Source organism: Streptomyces sp. NPDC026417, from assembly GCF_055567695.1.
In genome coordinates this window covers 49,028-67,427 of record NZ_JBVHPY010000004.1, presented here as the reverse complement: position 1 = coordinate 67,427, position 18,400 = coordinate 49,028, and the positions used below count along the sequence as shown (strand labels likewise).

Genomic DNA, 18,400 nt, shown 5'->3' with positions numbered 1-18,400 from the left:
TTTCCGTGTGCGTAGGAGCAATGATGAGCCCAGACCACCCCCCGGGTCTCGATCTCGACCGGTTGCGCGACCTGCTCGACGCCGAGCGGCCCGGACTGGTGACCGGCCCGCTGTCCGGCCGGCTCATCGAGGGGGGACGGTCGAACCTCACGTACGCGGTCACGGACGGCGCCACGAAGTGGGTCGTCCGCCGGCCCCCGCTGGGCCATGTCCTGGCCACCGCGCACGACATGAAGCGCGAGCACCGGGTGATCAGCGCACTGCACCCGACGGCCGTGCCGGTGCCGCGGCCGGTGCTGCTGTGCGAGGACGACTCCGTGCTCGGCGCGCCCTTCTACGTCATGGAGTTCGTGGAGGGCACCCCGTTCCGCACCGCCGGGCAGCTCGCCCCGCTCGGCGCGCAGCGCACCCGCGAGGCCGTCCTCGGTCTCGTCGACACCCTGGTCGAGCTGCACGCCGTGGACCCGACCGAGGTCGGTCTCGCGGACTTCGGCCGGCCCGAGGGCTTCCTGGACCGGCAACTGCGCCGCTGGGGGAAGCAGTTGGACGCGTCCAGGAACCGCGAGCTGGCCGGCATCGACGAGCTGCACGCCGCCCTGGGCCGGGAGCTTCCCACCTCCCCCGCGCCGGCCGTCGTGCACGGCGACTACCGGCTGGACAACGTGCTGATCGGCACGGACGACCGGATCAAGGCGATCCTGGACTGGGAGATGTCCACGCTCGGTGATCCGCTCACCGACCTGGGGCTGCTGGTGATGTACAGCGCGCCGCTGGATCTGCCCGACTCCCCCATCAGCACGACCGCGTCGGCCCCGGGGCACCCGGACGCGGCCGAGATCATCGAGCGGTACGCCGCGCGCTCGGGGCGCGACGTGTCCGCCGTCTCCTGGTACACGGCGTTCGCGTGGTTCAAGCTCGCCGTGATCCTGGAGGGCATCCACTACCGCTACACCCTCGGCCAGACGGTCGGCGCGGGCTTCGACCGCATCGGCGAGCTGGTCCCCTTCTTCATCGAGCACGGCCTGACCACCCTTCAGGAAGGCTGAACCGCCATGGACTTCGCATTCGACGCGCGCACCGAAGAGCTGCGCGGGAAACTGCTCGCCTTCATGGACGAGCACGTCTATCCGGCGGAGGCCGTGGCCGAGGAGCAGCGCGCGCGGCTGGCCTCGCCGTGGGACACCCCGGCCGTCGTCGGCGAGCTGAAGGCCGAGGCGCGGCGCCAAGGGCTGTGGAACCTCTTCCTGCCGGACTCCGAGTACGGTGCCGGGCTCACCAACCTGCAGTACGCGCCGCTCGCCGAGATCACCGGCCGCAGCCCGCACCTGGCGCCCACCGCGCTGAACTGCGCCGCTCCGGACACCGGCAACATGGAGGTGCTGACGCAGTTCGGCGACGAGCAGCAGAGGAAGCAGTGGCTGGAGCCGCTGCTCGCGGGTGAGATCCGCTCGGCTTTCGCGATGACCGAGCCCGAGGTGGCCTCCTCGGACGCCACGAACATCACCACGCTGATCGAGCGGGACGGCGACGAGTACGTCGTCACCGGCCGCAAGTGGTACATCTCCGGGGCGATGAACCCGGACTGCAAGATCTTCATCGTGATGGGCAAGACGGACCCGGACGGCTCCGACATCCGGCGCCAGCAGTCCATGGTGCTCGTGCCGCGCGACACCCCGGGCGTGGAGATCCGGCGTGCCATGCAGGTGTACGGCTACGAGGACCACTCGCACGGCGGGCACGCGGAGGTCGTCTTCGACCACGCGCGGGTGCCGGTCTCGAACCTGGTCGGCGAGGAGGGCGGCGGTTTCGCCATCGCGCAGGCGCGGCTCGGCCCGGGCCGCATCCACCACTGCATGCGGCTGATCGGCATGGCCGAGCGGGCCATCGAGCTGATGTGCCGGCGGGCGGTGGCCCGTACCGCCTTCGGCAAGCCGCTCGCCCAGCAGGGCGTCGTGCAGAACTGGATCGCCGACGCCCGGGTGGCCGTCGAGCAGCTCCGCCTGCTGGTCCTGAAGACGGCCTGGATGATGGACACCGTGGGCAACAAGGGCGCCCACACCGAGATCCAGGCCATCAAGATCGCCACTCCCCGCACGGTCGTCGACATTCTCGACAAGGCGGTGCAGCTGCACGGCGCCGGCGGGGTGAGCCAGGACTTCCCGCTGGCCGAGCTGTGGGCCAGTGCGCGGACGCTGAAGCTCGCCGACGGTCCGGACGAGGTGCACCAGCGCTCGCTGGCGCGACGGGAGATCAAGCGGTACGTGTGACGGCCCGGGGGCCCCGGGGTGCGTGATCGCGCCCCGGGGCCCCGCCTCCGTCTTGGGGCCCCGCGTCACGTCGTCGCGCCGCTCGGCGGACACCGGCTGCCCGCGGACCTCAGGGACGCAGGGCCCGCAGCAGCATGTCGGCGAGCTGGTCGGCGAGCTGCTGCGGGGTGAGGGGGCCGTCGGGGCGGTACCACGTCGACAGGTGGTGGATCGAGCCGAAGTGGTAGTCGACGACCAGGTCGGCCGGTGTGGCCGTGGAGAAGACGCCCTCCTTCTGGCCCTCCTCGATGAGCGCGCGGAAGCGCTCGTGGTAGCGGCGGCGCTCCGCGCGCACCTGCTTGTTCTTCTCCGGGCTCAGATGGTGCATGGAGCGGAAGAAGATCGACGCGTCGTCGAGGTTGTCGATGGTCGTCACGACGACGTCGGCCGCGGCGCCCCTCAGGCGCTCCTCCACCGGCGCGTCCGCGTCCGCGAAGGCGTCGAGGCGCTCCTGCTGGACGCGCAGCACGCGCGCGTAGACCTCGTGCAGGAGATCGTCCTTGGAACCGAAGTAGTGGTAGAGGGCGCCTTTGGTGACGCCCGCCGCCTCGACGATCTCCTGCACCGAGGTCCGGTCGTAGCCCTGCTCCGCGAAGAGCCGGGTGGCGGCGGCGAGCAGCCGCTGCGGAACAGGAGGCCCGTCCCCGTCCGTCGTCCTGGGCACTGCCGCCACCTGCCTTCCGAATCGCTGTACCTGGTGTTACGCGTTGTCCGCCGGTGACGTGCCGTCCGGGCGGACGCGCAGTTCCCGCCGGAGGATCTTCCCACTTGCCGTCTTCGGCAGCTCCGGCAGGATCTCCACCTGCCGCGGATATTTGTACGCGGCCAGCCTCTCCTTGCAGTACGCGGCCAGTCCGTCGGGGTCCGCCTCGCTGCCGGGGCGCAGGCTGATGTAGGCCTTGACGGTCTCTCCGCGGTAGCCGTCGGGGATGCCGACGACGGCCGCCTCGCGGACCGCGGGGTGGGTGTAGAGGACGTCCTCCACCTCGCGCGGCCACACCTTGAAGCCGGACGCGTTGATCATGTCCTTCTTGCGGTCGACCACGTAGAGCCAGCCGTCCGCGTCCATGAAGCCGATGTCCCCGGTGCGCAGCTCGCCGTCCGGGAAGGTCTCGGCGGTGGCTTCGGGGCGGCGCCAGTAGCCGGGGACCACCTGTGGGCCGCGGACGAGGATCTCGCCCTGCTCCCCGAAGGGCACCTCCGCACCGAGGTCGTCGACGATGCGGACCACCGTGTCGGGGCCCGGCACGCCCACGGCGAGCGTCCCCGAGACCGGGTCGACCGGGGCCTCCCGGCCGGGCGGCACGGAGGCGCAGGGCGCGCTGCATTCGGTGAGCCCGTAGCCGTTGTGGATGTACGGGCCGAAGCCGGCCCGGAACTTCTCCACCAGGGCGGGCGGCAGCGGTGCCCCGCCCGAGGAGATCATCCGGAACGAGGAGAAGTGGTCCGGGGTGACGGCGGGGTGCGCGGCCAGCGCCATGAACGCGGTCGAGGGGCCCACGGTGTAGACGGGCCGGTGCTCGGCGAACGCGTCGAGCACCACCCCGGCCTCGAACCGGTACGCGAGGACGAGCGTCCCCGCGCTGTTCAGGCAGCCGGCGAGCTGGGCCACCATCCCGGTGATGTGGAACAGCGGGGCCATGGCGAAGTAGACCGGCGGGTCGGGCAGGTCGAGGCCGGTGCGCTGCCGCTCGGCGTTGTGCATCAGGTTGCCGTGGGTGTTGGTGGCGCCCTTGGGGGCGCCGCTCGTGCCCGACGTGTAGCTGATCAGCGCGATGTCGGACGGCACGGCGTCGCGGCCTCCGGGCGCCTTGTGGCCCTGGCGGGCGACGGTCACGAGGTCCTCGGCGTCGGTGGCGACGGGCAGCCGCTCGAAGCCCAGCACGCGCGCGTCGTTGCGGGTCTGCAGGTCCAGCTCGCAGGCCGTGAGCACGATGCGTACGGGCGAGTCGGCGGCCGTCTCGCGCAGATACGACTCCCAGGCCCGGTCGGCGCAGACGAGCGCGCTCACCTCGGCGTCCTGGAGCACGTGGCGGACCTCGCCCGACTTGTACATGGGGTTGACCGGCACGACGATCGCGCCCGCCTTCCACGCGCCCAGCAGCGCGAGCACGAAGTGCGGGGAGTTCTGGAGCAGGATCGCCACCCGGTCACCGGGCTCCAGGCCGCGGGCGGCGAGGTGTCCGGCGACGGAGTCGCTCAGCTCGTCCACCTCGCGGTAGTCGAGCCGCCCGTCGAAGTAGGCGAGGGCGGTCCGGTCCGGGGTGGCCGCCACGGCCCGGCGCAGGGCGTGCACCAGTGAGTCGAGGGGGCTGACGGGGGCCCGCTGCGCTTCGTCGAGCTGGGCCAGCCAGGGCTTGGCCGCGTAGCGGGAGGCGGTCACCGGGACGTCTCCCACTTCTGCTGGATGTGGTTCATGCTGGTCAGCCAGCGGTCCGGGGACGTGGCCCGGGCCCCGTAGTACCCGGCGACCTCGGGGTGCGGAAGGATCAGGAACCTGTCCTCGGCCATCCCGTCGAACAGGGCGGACGCGACGTCGTCCGGCTCGATCGCGGTGGGCCGCAGCACCAGGTCGCCGGCGCTGCCGCTGGCCGTGAGCATGTCGGTGCGGACCCCCTGGGGACAGATCGCGTGGACCTTCACGCCGCGGTGGCGGTAGGTCAGCGAGAGCCACTCGGCGAAGGCGTACGCCCCGTGCTTGGTGACGCTGTACGGCGCGGCGCCCACCATGGTGAGCAGTCCTGCGGCGGAGACGGTCGAGACGAAGCGGCCGCTGCCGCGCTCCAGCCAGCCCGGGATCAACTGCTGGGCGGCACGGACGTGGGCCATCACGTTGACGTCCCAGGCGAGCGCCCAGACCTGCTCGTCGGCCGCCTCGGTGCCGCCGGAGGCGAGGCCCGCGTTGGCGCAGTAGACGTCGACGGTGCCGCCGAGGGCGTCCCGGGCCTCGGCGACGATCGCGGAGGCGTCGCCGGGGACCGCGATCCCGCCGATCTCCTCGGCCACGGCCTTCGCCTTGTCGGCGTCGAGGTCGTTGACCACGACGCGGGCCCCTTCCGCGGCGAAGCGACGGGCCAGCGCGGCCCCGATGCCACCTCCCGCTCCGGTGACGACCACTCCGGCATCCTGCACGGCTTCCACCATCGGTCTCCTTCGACGCGACGCGAATCTGCTCCTGCTGCTGCGCCAGACTAACCAGTCGGTATGTAGTGACGGAAGGGGTGGTGGCGACGAGGCCGGTCCGCTTCGTTCCGCGCCGCCCCGGTGACCGCTAGCGTGCGTGACCATGACAGTTCCGTCGATCACGGAGGTCACCGCATGAAGCTGTCCCGACGAGGCCTGCTCGCCGCCACCACGGCGGCGGTGGCGGCGTCCACGACTCCGGCCGGCGCCGCCCCCGCGGGCGGCCGGCGGCTCCGCACCGGCTTCGAACGCCTGGCCGCGGACGGTTACGCGCTGCTCGACGGGCGACGGGTCGGCATCGTCACCAACCCGACCGGCATCACCCGCGACGTGCGCCACATCGTGGACGTGATGCACGCCGACGACCGCGTGGACCTGGCCGCCGTCTTCGGCCCCGAGCACGGCTTCCGCGGCACCGCCCAGGCGGGCGGCTCCGAGGGCCGCTACGACGACCCGGCGACCGGACTCCCCGTCTACGACACGTACTTGAAGAGCGGCCGGCCGCTGGCCGACGTGTTCACCGCCTCCGGCGTCGACACGGTCGTGTTCGACATCCAGGACGTGGGGGCGCGTTTCTACACGTACATCTGGACGCTCTTCGACTGCATGGAGGCCGCCGGGCTCGCGGGCAAGCGGTTCGTGGTGCTGGACCGGCCGAACCCGGTGACCGGGCGCGCGGCCCAGGGGCCCGTGCTGCACAAGGAGTTCGCGACCTTCGTCGGCCGGGAGCCGATCGCGCAGGCGCACGGGATGACGGTGGCGGAGCTGGCGCGGCTGTTCAACGGCGAGTTCCTCACGAACCCCGTACCGCTGGAGACCGTGCTCATGTCGGGGTGGAAGCGGTCGGAGTTCTACGACGCGTCGGGGCTCCCCTGGGTGCCGCCGAGCCCGAACATGCCGACGCCCGACACCGCGCTCGTGTACCCCGGCACCTGTCTCTTCGAGGGGACGAACCTGTCGGAGGGGCGGGGCACCACCCGGCCCTTCGAACTGCTCGGCGCGGAGGGCCTCGACGGGCGGTGGGCCGAGGCCGCCGGGGCGCTCGGGCTGCCTGGCGTGCACTTCCGGGAGGCGTACTTCGCCCCGACGTTCTCGAAGTTCCAGGGGAAGACGGTCGGCGGGGTGCAGGTCCACGTCCACGACCGGGCCGCGTACGACCCCGTACGCACCGGCGTCGCCCTCCTGGTGACCGCGAAGAAGGTCTGGAGCGGCTTCGCCTGGCGCTCCGACAACTGGATCGACAAGCTGACGGGCTCGACGCTGGTGCGCACGATGATCGACGCGGGGGCGACGGCCGACGAGGTCGTGGCGGCCTGGCAGGACGAACTGTCGGCGTTCCGGCGCGTCCGAGCGGAGTACCTCCTCTACCGGTAGCCGCCGGTGCCCGCCCGGGCCGGGTCCCGGACCGCCGGGCCCACTCCGGCAAGCACGGACCGTCCCGGGCCGGGCGAGCCGGCGGCGGCCCCGGTGGCGCGGCGTCGCGGACCGCCGGACGGGGCCCGCGACGTCGTCCGCCACCGGGAACCGGCGGAGCCGGTGCCGGCGGCGGGCCTCGGGGGCCGACCCGCCGCCGCACCGCGCCCGCGTGGCGCCCGGGGTCACCTGTGCGACGTGAACTCCACCACCTGCTGATAGGTGGGCCGGTTCTGCCAGGTGGTCCGGCCGTGCTTGATGCCGCCGAGCGTGCGGTGCGCGATCGAGTCGGCACACCACTGGTCGCCCGCCGCGCACTGGTCGTCACCCGGGTAGACCTGGGCCGCGGTCTTTCCCGCCGCCTCCTTCAAAGCGCTGATCAGGACGTCGCGGCAGGCGCCGAGGCTGCCGCCGCCGCAGTACTCACGGCCCAGTCCGCCCGCCACCGGCTCGCCGAGGACCGCCCGGATGTCCTTGTGGACGTAACTCCACCAGCCGTACTGGAAGGCGCTCCCGGCGTGGGCCCCGGTCGGTCCGTGCGCGGCCGACGGCGACTCGTCGACCGGCAGGTTGCCGGTGAAGGCGGTGTACAGGCCACTGCCGAGACCGGGTTCGAACTCGGCCTTCACCAGCAGCGGCCACCAGGCGTCCATGATGCGGATCGCGTCGGCGTGAGCGTAGGTCTTCGACCCGGCCGAGGTCTCGGTACGCCGGGCGCCCGCGCCCACCCAGGCGGAGAGCTTCTCCGCCGCCGCCGCTGCCGCGGGGTCCGTGACGGCCTCCCGGTTGAGAACCTTGAGGAGCAGGGGCAGCACGTCCTCGGCCCGCAGGTCGACCAGTGCGGCGTCGGCCATCGCCTTCACCAGTGCGGATCGGGTCACCCCGCCTGCGGCCACCAGTTTCCCGACCCGGTCGTCCAGCAGGTCGCCGCGGTGGACGGACCCGTCGCCCCAGGACGCCGTCGAGTAGTCCTTGGCCTGTTTGTTGTTCCAGGAGATGTAGTAGTCCTGGTCGACGGAGTTGGGGTGGGCGGACGCCGGGGTGTAGTCGGCTCTGTTGCCGGCCGGGTTCCAGTTCCGCCACTCGTAGGCGGCCTCCGCCCGGACCGGGAAGTCGGCGTCGACGCCGGGCGCGCGCACCGGGTTGTCGCCGCTGTTGTAGTAGGCGGTGTGCGCGGAGTCCGCGTAGAACCAGTTGAAGGTGTAGTTGATGTGCTGGACCGCTTTCTGGAAGCCGTCCGCGTCCTTCACGAAGTCGGGGTCGTTCAGCATCTGGAAGCCGATGATCGAGTCGGCCTCGTGCAGGTACGAGGAGCGCAGGCTGGTGTACGCGACCTTCTTGCCGCCCACCGTCGCCCGGTACTCCACCGGCCCGTACTTGGTGCGGTAGACCTGCATGCGGTACGAGCCGGCCGGGGTCGAGTCGGCGACGGTCGGCTTCCACGCGTTGGTGCGCTCGACCTTCTCCATGGCGGTGCAGGTGCCGTGGTAGAGGTAGTGGTGGTCGTCCTGGCACAACTCGACCGCGTAGGTGTCGATGATGTCCTGACCCGAGGTCGTGGCGCTCCACGCGTAGTCCTGGCCGCGCCCCAGTTCGACGTACATGCTCAGGCCCGCGAAGGAGGCGCCGCGGGCGCTGAGCCCCGGTCCCTGGATCTCCTGGAGCATGAGCAACTGCGGTGCGAAGTACCCGGTCTGGGGGCCGAAGACGGCGATCGGATGGCCGCTCGCGGTGTGCTTGCCGCTCACCACCAGCGCGTTGGACATCCCGCGTCTGGCCGAGGAGAGCGCGGTGGCGGACGCCGTGGCCGAGGCTCCGGCGGCGGCGGGCGCGGCCGCGCTCCCGGTGCGGTCGTAGACCAGCGGTTCACCGGTCACCGAGCCCGCGTCGGGCAGGGCCCGGCCCTGCGGGTCGTCGGGCCTGGAGGCGTACGGGAAGCTCGTGCCGTCGTGGAGGGTGAGCGCCGCCTCGGGGTCGTTGCGCTCGCGGAAGGCCTCCCAGACCTCGGTGCCCTCGGCCACACCGTACTTGGACTGGGCGGCCAGCAGTGACAGGGCGTTGCCGACCTCGCCCCCGCCTCCCGAACCGAAGAGCGCGCCGATGACCGAGGCCAGGGCGACCAGGTCGGTGAGCTTGAAGTGCTCGATGGTGCCGGCGTTGGTGATCGAGTCCTTGTGGCCGGTGAGGACGTACTCGCCGGGGAAGTAGCGGCCCTTGTCGGAGGCGTCGATGTAGGCGTTCACGCCGTCGATGTACGCCTTGGCGTCGGCGAGGGCCTGCTGCCCGCGGGAGCCGTTGCCGGCGGTGGCGTCGTCGATCTGGGCCTGGAGATCGGCCTCGGTGTAGGGCGCGTTGCGCCAGAACTGCTGCTCCAGGCCCTGGTTGGACGGCGCTCCTCCCGCGAAGGAGGTCAGCTGTCCGCGTCCGACGTGCCGGAAGACGTCCATCAGCCAGAGCCGGTCCTGGGCGGCGGCGTACCCGGCCCCGAACTCGGTGCCGTAGCGGGTGGTGCCCGAGATGTGCGGAACGCCCGTCTTCTTGTCCCGGACGATCGTCACGTCGGCGCGGCCGGCGGGCCTGGTGCGGGAGGCGACCTGGTCGGAGGGGACGCCGAAGGACGCGTCGTTGAAGAAGTCGTTGATCTTCGCGTCGGTGAGCGCGGAGTGGCCGGAGGGCAGTTTGCCGTAGGGGGCGAGCTGGTCCTCGGCGTGGGCGGGCTGGGTGCCGAAGGCCTGATTGAGCAGGATCTCGGCGAGCGTGGCGTTCCCGTTCTCACCGGGCGGAAGAATGTCCGAACACTGACCTCCGCAGTGGTCCTCGACTGCGGTGACGGCAGCCGGCTCCGCGGTCGCTTGGGTAATGGGGGACAAAAGACCGGCAATGAGGACGCATATGGATGCGCTCTTGAGGAACTTGGGGAATCTGTGAGGAGTTCTCAGTCTGTCGAGGGTGGTGCGTGGGGTGCGCCGTGGCATGGCAGCTCCTCCCGACGGGGGTGTGCCGGACGTTACCGCCGGTATCCCCGCGTTGGAAGGTGAACATGCGTCACTTTCCGGGGAGGACCGCCCCGTCGGGGGCTCCGCGCGTGGAAGGACCGTGTCCGCGGCCGGCTTTCGGCAGGCTGCCGACAGCCGGCGGGAGGCGCGCCGTGAAGGGATCGGTGGACGGTTTATGGCAGGCATCGGAAATCGGATGGAGCCGAATCGCGTGTCGATACGTCTACTCGGCGACGTCCGCAGGACGACGACGCCGAAGTGACCGAAGTGCAGGTGCAGATGTGACGGAGGTGCAGGGCGATGGCCGGTTTCCGGAGTCTGGCGAGACAGGTGCGCGACCCGCGGTGCGATCTGGCACTGCGGCGCTACTCACTGCGCAAGTGCCTTGAGCGGTTCGCCCCGTACGGGCATCGGGCGACCTGGGATCACTTGTGCTCCCGGGCCGGTTTCGGCCCCGAGGACCGCTCCCCCGACCCGGCGCGGCTCGTGGCCGCGCTGGACGAACTGGAAGAGGCCCGCAAGGTCTGGCTCGCCTACGAGGTCGCCTTCGCGCAGCGCCGCAAGAAGGAGAAGCACGACGGGCTGCGCCGGCCGGGCACCGTGGACGACTGGCACCGGCTGACCTGGGGCGGCTTCGGTGTCGCGTGGTGCGACGACCCGGGTGTGCACCCTCATGAACCCCTCGCCGAAGTGCTGCGGCGGCTGATCGCCGCGCTGGAGCGGGAACCGGGCGCGGTCTGCCCGGTGTGCACCGGGGAGGGCCTGGTCTGGAAGTACGACCTGGCCCACGAACCGTCGTCGGGACCGGTCTGCACGGAGTGCGGCATCGTCGTGCCGCGGCCCGTCCTGACACCCGAGGCCCTGGCGGAGACCCGACGCGGACGACTGCTGCTCATGTCGGCGTGACGAGGACGGGGGTGCGCCGGGAGGGCCGCACCCCCTCCAGGCCCCTCCTGCCCCGCGACGCCTGGCACGCGCGCTCGCCGCACCGGGCGCAAGGCCGAGTACATACCGAGTACATCCAGTACGAGGCCTTGCGCCCGGCACGCCGAGAGCACGTGGACGCCGGGCCCGCTCTCCGGGCGGACGGAGGGACTCTGCGGGTCAATACGCCTAGGGCGTCTGCACGTCCGTGTGGATGGCGAGCTTGAACTCGGCGAGCGTGATCCGGGTGGCGATCCTCGCGTCACCCGCCCCGCGCGCCGCGATCTTCAGTCCGACGGGCGTCCCCGGGTGCACGAACATCTGCCACAGGTAGGTGCGGAACTGGCCGCCCCGGGTGAGCATCGTGTCGTTCGTGGCCGTCGAGTCGTATCCCGTGGACGAGTTGAGAGGGTCCCGCACGAAGCGCGCCCGGTACTCCAGGGCGCGTGTGTCCGCCTCCCAGAAGACCATCGCGGAGAGCACGCCCCAGCCGTCGTGGCTCGGCCAGATCAGCCCGGAGCGGGCGTCGGGGTACGCCGATTCGCCGGGACCGCCGTTCGCCGGGTCGTGCATCTTCCAGGGGTCGTAGGACTCCTCGGTCGTCTCGTACGGGAAGCGGACGAGGTGGTAGCCGTCCTGGTCGTATGTGATCCGCTGGGCCCCCGAGCGCGTGGCGTCCCATTTCAGCGAGCTGACGACGACACCCATGGTTCCTCCTGCGCGGTGCCGGTTCCGCGGATCCCGGCAATTGTCGGTGGCGTCCGGCACCATCGGGTGCATGGTGCAGGTCTGTGTGAACGGGGCCCGTGGGGCCGGTGACGGGGCGGCCGTGCCGATGTCCCCGGGGGCGCTCGCCGAGTCCGCCGCCGGGGCCGTCGAGGCCGGGGCGTCGGACGTCCATGTCCATCCCAAGTCTCCTTGCGGACAGGACACCTTGTCAGCCAAAGCGGTCGCGGCCGTGCTCGAAGCGATGCGTTCACGGATCCGCGTCCCGGTCGGGGTGACCACGGGGGCGTGGGCCGAGCCGGATCCCGCGGCCCGGGTGGCCCGGATCCGCGCCTGGACGGTGCTCCCCGACCACGCCTCGGTCAACTGGCACGAGCCGGGCGCCGAGCGGGTCGCCGCGGCGCTCCTCGACCGGGGGGTGGGCGTGGAGGCGGGCATCTGGTCCGGCACGGAGGGCGCCGCCCGCTTCGCCGTGTCGCCCCTCGGTGGACGGGTGCTCCGCGTCCTGGCCGAGGTGACCGACCCGAGCCCCGCGACGGCGGAGGAATCGGCCCGGGCCCTGCTGCGCGACCTCGGCGCCGCGCACGGCAGACCGGTACTGCTGCACGGCGAGGAGGGCGGTACGTGGCCGGTCCTGCGGCTCGCCGGGCGGCTGGGCCTCGCGACCCGGATCGGGCTGGAGGACACACTGACCGGGCCGGACGGCCAACGGGCGGTGTCCAACGCCTGGTTGGTGACGGAGGCGCTCGGCCTCCTCGCGCCGGGCGGGCGGGCGGGCTGGGCCGGGACTCCCCCGGGGCACACGGGCCGGTGACCGTACCAGCAGCGAATTCGGTGGCTCCACCCCTTTCCCGTCAGGACAGTTGAGGGCGATGAAACACGGCTGAGGAACCGAGGAGCCCACGATGTCGACGCTGCGCGTCACCGCCGAAGTGCTGACCGTCCACGAGCATCCGAACGCGGACGCACTGGAGCTCGCCCAGGTGGGCCTGTACCGGGCCGTCGTCGCCAAGGGGCTCTACCGCACCGGTGACCCCGCCGTCTACATCCCGGAGCAGTCCGTGCTGCCGTCCGCCCTGATCGAGGAACTGGGGCTGACCGGGCGGCTGGCCGGGAGCGGGTCGGACCGGGTCAAGGCGGTCCGGCTGCGCGGCGAGCTGTCCCAGGGCATCGTGTGCCGCCCGAAGGCCCTCGCGGACGTCGACCTGGCGCGGGCCGCCGCCGAGGGGACCGACTTCGCCGAGCTGCTCGGCATCGTCAAGTGGGTGCCGCCGGTCCCGCCCACGATGGACGGCGACGTCGAGCCGGCACCGGACCTCCTGCCCTGGGTCGACATCGAGAACATCCAGCGCCACCCGGACATCTTCACGCCCGGCGAGCCGGTGGTCCTGACCGAGAAGCTGCACGGTTCGGCCTGCCTGCTCACCTGCTTCGCAGCCGACGGACGCGTGCAGGTCTCCTCCAAGGGCCTCGGCGCCAAGTCGCTCGCCCTCAAGGAGGACCCGCGCAATCTGTACTGGCGCGCGGTCCGCGGCCACGGCGTGCCCGAGGCGGCGGCCCGGCTGGCCGAGCGCCTGGGCGCGACCCGCGTCGGGATCTTCGGAGAGGTGTACGGGGCGGGCGTCCAGGACCTGTCGTACGGCGCCGACGGCCGTCGCGAGACGCTCGGCTACGCCGTCTTCGACGTCTCGGCGGAGATCGACGGCCGGGTCCGCTGGCTCGACGCGGCGGAGCTGCTGGAGGGTGAACTGCCGCTGGCACCAAGGCTGTACGCGGGCCCCTACGACATCGAGCGCGTCCTGGAGACCGCCTCGGGCCGGGAGACCGTGTCCGGGCGTGCGCTGCATCTGCGGGAGGGCGTCGTGATCCGCCCGGCCGCCGAGCGCCACAGCCCGGTGACGGGGGGCCGCGCCATCGCCAAGGCGGTCAGCCCGGAGTACCTGACCCGCAAGGGCGGCACGGAGTACGAGTAGGCCGCGGGAGGCACGCTCCGCCGTGACCGCCGGAGGGCGCGGCTCGGCAGCCAAGCCGTGGGGGCGACGGCCGCCGGGCCCCCGGGAGTGAGTCCTCGCGGCGCGCGGGCCGGCATCCGTCGTCGGCTCCCGGGCCGGGGGCGGGCCCCCTGGCGCGCGTGGCCCGGCAGCGGTCGCCGGGACGCCCGGGGACGCGCCGGAGCCCGGCGCGGCTCGGGCGCAGCGGAGGACTCGCGGACGCGGTTGCCGGAACAGGCCCCGAGGATGTCAGGAGCCGCGCCGAACCGCCGCTCGGGAGGCCCGCCCCGGGTGGGCCTGGCGACCTGGCGCGGCCCGCAGCGGTGCACGGACCGTACGCGTCGGCCCGAGTACGCCGCCCGGCATCCGCCCACGGCGCTCGGGCGGACCCGGGGCACCGCCCGGCCCCGTCCGGGGCGCGCCGGCGGGTCGGTCGCGGGAGCCGAGCCGTCGGAGGGCGGCGCACCCAGGGGGTGCGTTGGGTTCACCTCGGATCAGGCAGCATGCCCCGCGTACGGGCGTACTCGGGTGATGCGCCAACGCGGCGAGGTGCCGTGCCAGGCGGCGCCGAACCGGCCACCCCCAGGCCCGGGGGCGCCGCTCAGCAGCAGTCCTCGGAGTTCTCCGTCCGCGGCTTCGCCGGCCGGGCGGCGGGGGTCCGCTCGACCATCAGCCGGGAGCCGGCCCGGCGTTCACCGAAGACGTCGTCGGGGTTGGAGAGCACGCAGTTCTCCAGGGACAGACAGCCGCAGCCGATGCAGTCCGTCAGATGGTCGCGGAGCCGGCTCAGCTGCGTGATGCGGTCGTCCAGCTCGGACCGCCAGGCCTCGGAGAGACGGGCCCAGTCCTCCCGCGTCGGCGTGCGCTCCTCGGGCAGTTCGGCGAGCGCCTCGCGGATCGTGGCGAGCGGAATGCCGACGCGCTGCGCGGCGCGCACGAAGGCGACGCGGCGCAGCGCGTCGCGGTGGTACCGGCGCTGGTTGCCCGCGGTGCGGCGACTGCTGATCAGGCCCTTGGACTCGTAGAAGTGCAGGGCCGAGACGGCGGCACCGCTACGGGCCGACAGCTGGCCGACCGTGAGTTCGTGGATCTTCTCGGAAATCTGGGGCACCCCTCGAACCCTACCCACCCCGCGACACGGCCGGTCCGTTGACAGGAGCCCCGAGCCGGACCATGCTAAGCAGTCGCTTAGACATTGACGCGTGGGAGGCCAGGGACATGGCAGAGCCGAGGATCTTCACATCCGCCGACGAGCTGAAGGCGGCCGTGGGCGAGCAGTTGGGCCACAGCGACTGGCTGGAGGTCGACCAGAAGCGGATCGATCTCTTCGCGGACGCCACGGGCGACCACCAGTGGATCCACGTGGACCCCGAGAAGGCGGCCGCGGGCCCGTTCGGCACCACGATCGCGCACGGCTATCTCACGCTGTCGCTGCTGCCCGCACTGGTCCCCCAGGTGATGCGGGTCGAGGGCATGAAGATGGGCGTCAACTACGGCACGAACAAGGTGCGTTTCCCGGCGCCGGTCCCCGTGGGCTCGCGCCTGCGCGCGACCGCGGTCCTCCAGGAGGTCACGGACGCGGGCGGCGGCGTGCAGGTCACGGCCGCGGTGACGGTCGAGCGCGAGGGCGGCGACAAGCCGGTGTGCGTCGCGGAGTCGGTCTCCCGCTACTACTTCTGACCGGGCCCGCCGCCACTCCGGGCCCGGACCCCACCGTTTCCGGCCCGGCACCCTTCCGCGTGCCGCGGTGCGGAGCCCCGCGGCATCGGGCCGCCCGGAGCCCCGCGGGTTCCGGCACCGGGGCGCCCGCGCCCGGACCCCGTGGCGGACCGAGAGCCGTGCCGGCCGCGAACGCGGCCGGTCACGGACCGCCGGTCACTTCTTCGCGCCGACCATCCGCAGCACGAGGTCGGCATAGAGGGCGCCGACCTCGTCGGGGGTCCTCGGGCCGTTGACGTTGAACCAGCGCGCCACGTCGATGCAGAGCGAGAGCACGGCGAGCGAGGTCCCGGGGACGTCCGGCACGTCGAAGGTGCCCGCCTCCACGCCGTCCTGGATGATCCCGCGCACCTGCGCGTCGACCTGACGGCGCAGCGCGACGATCTCGGCGCGCGCGTCGGGGCCGAGGGCGTCGAGCTCGTACTGGACGACGCGCGCGGTCGTGTGCTGCGCGGCGTGCCAGCGGACGAAGGAGGTGACGGCGACCTCCAGGCGCTCGGCGGCGCCGCCCTCCCCGTCGGCCGCCGCGCGCAGGATGGCCAGCGCCTTCTCGTGCCCGATGCGGCTGATCCGGTGGAGCAGCTCTTCCTTGGTCTTGTAGTGGATGTAGAGCGCGGCGGGGCTCATGCCCGCGCGGCCGGCGATGTCCCGGGTCGTCGTCGCGTGGTATCCACGCTCGGCGAAGGCCTCCACGGCGGCCACGAGCAGCCGCCTGGCCGCGTCCGGGGTGACCTCTCCCCACGGCTGCATCTCGCCGCCGGCCGTCTCCTCCGCCGTACTCATATCGCTCGCGCCCCTTCCAGTGGCAGGACGAACACCATACCCCCGAAGCTGAGCGGGCGCTTAGAGTGCCCGCTCAGCGGCGCGCGAAAGTGGTCAGCGCTGCTCGTAGGGGTCGTGCTCGGCGAGCAGCTTCTCCAGCCTCGCCTGATCGACGCGGCTGACGATCTGCCCGGCCTCCTGGCGGTCGCGGATCACCTTGGCCAGCGTGAAGGAGGAGGTCACGAGATAGAGGACGGCGATACCGAGGAAGCCGCGCACCCAGGCGTTGGCGTCCAGGCGGAAGATGCCGAGAGCGGTCGCCCCGATGGCGACCGAGAAGGAAGCCACGGCCTGGCCGTAGAACGCCGCCGTGGACTGCTGCTTGACCGGTGTCTCACTCATGGGAACAGCTTCGGCGGACAGGGCACGGGCCACATCCGCCGAGGTACTCAGGACGTCCGCACCGACGTACTCAGAAGGCCGAAACCCCGGTCAGCGCGCGGCCGATGAGCAGCTTCTGGATCTGGCTGGTGCCCTCGTAGAGGGTCATCACGCGGGCGTCGCGCAGCAGCTTCCCGGCCGGGTACTCGTCGATGTAGCCATATCCGCCGAAGACCTGGAGGGCATTGTTCGCGGCCCGTACCGCCGCCTCCGAGGCGAAGAGCTTGGCCTTGGAGGACTCGGGGGCGAACGGCAGGCCCCGGTCGATCAGGTCCGCGACCCGCCAGGTCAGCAGCCGGGCCGCGTCCACGTCGACGGCGATGTCGCTGAGCAGCTCCTGGACGAGCTGGTGGTGGGCGATCGGCTTCCCGAACTGTTCGCGCTCGGCCGCGTACTTCACCGCCACGTCCAATGCCGCCTGGGCGATGCCGACACAGCCCGCGGCGACCGACATGCGCCCCTTGGCCAGCGCGGACATGGCGACGGAGAAGCCCTTGCCCTCCGGGGCGAGCATGGCCGCGGCGGGCACGCGCACGTCCTGAAGGACCAGTTCCGCCGTCGCCTGGCCGCGCAGACCGAGCTTGCCGTGGATGGTGCGCCGGGTGAGGCCGGGGCTGTCGGTCGGCACGAGGAACGCGGAGACGCCCTTGTGGCCGGGCGCGTCCGTGGAGCGGGCGAAGAGCAGCACGACATCGGCCCAGGTGCCGTTCGTGATGAACATCTTGGTGCCGTTGAGGACGTAGTCGTCCCCGTCGCGCACGGCCTTCGTCGTGAGGTTGCCCGCGTCGGAGCCGGTGCCGGGCTCGGTGAGGCCGAAGCAGCCGACGAGGTCGCCGGAGGTGAGCCCCGGCAGCCACCGGCGCTTCTGCTCCTCGCTCCCCCAGTGCGCGATCGTCTTGGCGACCAGCCCGAGGGAGACCGAGACGATGCCCCGGACCGAGGAGTCGCCCCGGCCCAGCTCCTCCGTCACCAGGCAGTACGCCAGGTGGTCGCCGCCGGAGCCGCCGTACTCCTCGTCGACGGTGAGACCGAGGAAGCCGACCTCGCCCAGCTTCTTGACGATGGACCGGTCCACTTCCTCGGCGCGGTCCCAGGCGATGACGTGCGGGGCGATCTCGCGGTCGACGAAGTCCTTGGCGAGCCGCCGGACCGCGGTCTGCTCCTCACTGAGCTCCAGGTTCATGACGCGTCACCCCTGATGGAAGGCCGTACTCGAATGCCGAGCTTGAATACCGAACATTTAAATTAGCACTGCTAGTTTCCGTTCGCAGCCCTACTATGTGCGCCATGGCCCGACCGCGCAAGCCCCTCCTGAGCACCGACCGCATCGTCGAGACCGCGCGGGCGCTCGTCGACACGGAGGGCCTCGCGGCCGTCTCGACGCGCCGGCTCGCCGCGGAGCTCGGGGTGAGCGGTCCCTCGCTCTACAACCACTTCCGCACCAAGGACCAGATCCTGGAGGCGGTCGCCGACTCGGTGAGCGCGCTGGTCGATCTGTCGATGTTCGAGGACGGACGGGACTGGCGGACCGCCCTGCACGACTGGGCCGTCTCCTATCGGGCCGCCCTGCGGGACCACCCGAACATCGTCCCGGTCCTGGCCCGCGGGCCCGGCCGCAGACCCGCGGGCCTGCGCCTCGCCGACGCGGTCTTCGGCGCGATGGTCGACGCCGGCTGGCCCCCCGCCCAGGCCACGTCGATCGGCGCGCTGATGCGGTACTTCATCATGGGCTCCGCGCTCGGCTCGTTCGCCGGCGGCTTCGTGGACGACGAGACGGCCTACGACCCGGCCGACTATCCCCACCTCGGGCAGGCGCACCTCCTCGCCGAGCAGCAGGAGAAGATCGACGAGCGGGCCTTCGAGACGGGGCTCACCGCACTGCTCGACGGACTCGCGCAGCAGTACGCGCAGGTGGGGCGCGGCGCCTAGGCGATGCCGG

The 18,400-nt window shown here is 72.1% G+C and carries 17 protein-coding genes; 8 read left to right on the top strand and 9 right to left on the bottom strand.

The annotated features are described in order from the left end of the window. Positions 1–23: 23 nt before the first annotated feature. Together ACZ4NT_RS07930 and ACZ4NT_RS07925 are read left to right on the top strand one after the other, a co-directional pair. A complete protein-coding gene (locus ACZ4NT_RS07930; RefSeq protein WP_467724239.1) occupies positions 24–1,046 on the top strand; it encodes a phosphotransferase family protein in 1,023 nt (340 codons plus the stop codon). A gap of 6 nt (positions 1,047–1,052) precedes the next feature. Next, positions 1,053–2,267 carry an acyl-CoA dehydrogenase family protein gene (locus tag ACZ4NT_RS07925; protein WP_121404090.1) on the top strand — a complete coding sequence of 405 codons (1,215 nt, stop codon included), beginning with the start codon at positions 1,053–1,055 and terminating at the stop codon, positions 2,265–2,267. 109 nt (positions 2,268–2,376) lie between these two features. Here the strand turns inward: ACZ4NT_RS07925 and ACZ4NT_RS07920 are convergent, their stop codons facing one another. From ACZ4NT_RS07920 to ACZ4NT_RS07910, 3 genes are read right to left on the bottom strand one after another with little or no spacing between them, the layout of a single operon-like run. Then, positions 2,377–2,970, bottom strand: coding sequence for a TetR/AcrR family transcriptional regulator (locus tag ACZ4NT_RS07920; protein WP_467724238.1), 594 nt, complete (start codon positions 2,968–2,970; stop codon positions 2,377–2,379). A 36-nt stretch (positions 2,971–3,006) separates the two neighbouring features. Beyond that, complete coding sequence (locus tag ACZ4NT_RS07915; protein WP_467724236.1) at positions 3,007–4,689, bottom strand: class I adenylate-forming enzyme family protein; 1,683 nt, start codon at positions 4,687–4,689, stop codon at positions 3,007–3,009. Beyond that, positions 4,686–5,450: an SDR family oxidoreductase gene (locus tag ACZ4NT_RS07910; RefSeq protein ID WP_467724234.1), complete on the bottom strand. Its 765-nt coding sequence runs from the start codon at positions 5,448–5,450 to the stop codon at positions 4,686–4,688. The genes ACZ4NT_RS07915 and ACZ4NT_RS07910 overlap by 4 nt, the downstream gene beginning before the upstream one ends. Before the next feature lie 174 nt (positions 5,451–5,624). Here ACZ4NT_RS07910 and ACZ4NT_RS07905 point away from each other — a divergent pair, with 174 nt between their 5' ends. After that, positions 5,625–6,863 carry a DUF1343 domain-containing protein gene (locus ACZ4NT_RS07905; RefSeq protein ID WP_121404084.1) on the top strand — a complete coding sequence of 413 codons (1,239 nt, stop codon included), beginning with the start codon at positions 5,625–5,627 and terminating at the stop codon, positions 6,861–6,863. 224 nt (positions 6,864–7,087) lie between these two features. On the opposite strand, the gene ACZ4NT_RS07900 is transcribed toward ACZ4NT_RS07905, so the two are convergent. Then, a complete protein-coding gene (locus tag ACZ4NT_RS07900) occupies positions 7,088–9,877 on the bottom strand; it encodes a penicillin acylase family protein (protein ID WP_467724233.1) in 2,790 nt (929 codons plus the stop codon). A gap of 321 nt (positions 9,878–10,198) precedes the next feature. On the opposite strand from ACZ4NT_RS07900, the gene ACZ4NT_RS07895 reads away from it, so the two are divergent. Further along, positions 10,199–10,804 carry a hypothetical protein gene (locus tag ACZ4NT_RS07895; RefSeq protein ID WP_121404080.1) on the top strand — a complete coding sequence of 202 codons (606 nt, stop codon included), beginning with the start codon at positions 10,199–10,201 and terminating at the stop codon, positions 10,802–10,804. Between the two features lie 207 nt (positions 10,805–11,011). On the opposite strand, the gene ACZ4NT_RS07890 is transcribed toward ACZ4NT_RS07895, so the two are convergent. Then, on the bottom strand, positions 11,012–11,530 hold the full coding sequence (locus ACZ4NT_RS07890) for a hypothetical protein (RefSeq protein ID WP_121404078.1): 519 nt from the start codon (positions 11,528–11,530) through the stop codon (positions 11,012–11,014). Positions 11,531–11,600: 70 nt separating this feature from the next. Here ACZ4NT_RS07890 and ACZ4NT_RS07885 point away from each other — a divergent pair, with 70 nt between their 5' ends. Further along, positions 11,601–12,362 (top strand): 3-keto-5-aminohexanoate cleavage protein, encoded by a 762-nt coding sequence (locus ACZ4NT_RS07885; protein ID WP_183116894.1) that lies wholly within the window; start codon positions 11,601–11,603, stop codon positions 12,360–12,362. A gap of 91 nt (positions 12,363–12,453) precedes the next feature. After that, the gene (locus ACZ4NT_RS07880) at positions 12,454–13,521 is read left to right on the top strand and encodes an RNA ligase (ATP) (RefSeq protein WP_121404076.1); all 1,068 of its coding nucleotides are present in this window, start codon (positions 12,454–12,456) and stop codon (positions 13,519–13,521) included. 619 nt (positions 13,522–14,140) lie between these two features. Here ACZ4NT_RS07880 and soxR read toward each other — a convergent pair. Next, positions 14,141–14,650, bottom strand: a complete 510-nt coding sequence (soxR, locus tag ACZ4NT_RS07875) for a redox-sensitive transcriptional activator SoxR (protein ID WP_121404075.1) — start codon at positions 14,648–14,650, stop codon at positions 14,141–14,143. A 107-nt stretch (positions 14,651–14,757) separates the two neighbouring features. Here soxR and ACZ4NT_RS07870 point away from each other — a divergent pair, with 107 nt between their 5' ends. Next, complete coding sequence (locus tag ACZ4NT_RS07870) at positions 14,758–15,219, top strand: MaoC family dehydratase (RefSeq protein WP_121404074.1); 462 nt, start codon at positions 14,758–14,760, stop codon at positions 15,217–15,219. 195 nt (positions 15,220–15,414) lie between these two features. Here ACZ4NT_RS07870 and ACZ4NT_RS07865 read toward each other — a convergent pair whose 3' ends face one another. The 3 genes from ACZ4NT_RS07865 to ACZ4NT_RS07855 all read right to left on the bottom strand — a co-directional run bounded on the left by ACZ4NT_RS07865 (position 15,415) and on the right by ACZ4NT_RS07855 (position 17,644). Continuing rightward, a complete protein-coding gene (locus tag ACZ4NT_RS07865; RefSeq protein ID WP_121404072.1) occupies positions 15,415–16,041 on the bottom strand; it encodes a TetR-type transcription factor C-terminal domain-containing protein in 627 nt (208 codons plus the stop codon). A 93-nt stretch (positions 16,042–16,134) separates the two neighbouring features. After that, positions 16,135–16,422, bottom strand: a complete 288-nt coding sequence (locus ACZ4NT_RS07860; protein WP_121404070.1) for a YiaA/YiaB family inner membrane protein — start codon at positions 16,420–16,422, stop codon at positions 16,135–16,137. A 70-nt stretch (positions 16,423–16,492) separates the two neighbouring features. Next, on the bottom strand, positions 16,493–17,644 hold the full coding sequence (locus ACZ4NT_RS07855) for an acyl-CoA dehydrogenase family protein (RefSeq protein WP_467724229.1): 1,152 nt from the start codon (positions 17,642–17,644) through the stop codon (positions 16,493–16,495). Between the two features lie 104 nt (positions 17,645–17,748). Between ACZ4NT_RS07855 and ACZ4NT_RS07850 the strand changes: the two genes are divergently transcribed. Further along, positions 17,749–18,390 (top strand): TetR/AcrR family transcriptional regulator C-terminal domain-containing protein, encoded by a 642-nt coding sequence (locus tag ACZ4NT_RS07850; protein ID WP_121404066.1) that lies wholly within the window; start codon positions 17,749–17,751, stop codon positions 18,388–18,390. The last annotated feature ends 10 nt before the right edge of the window (positions 18,391–18,400 follow it).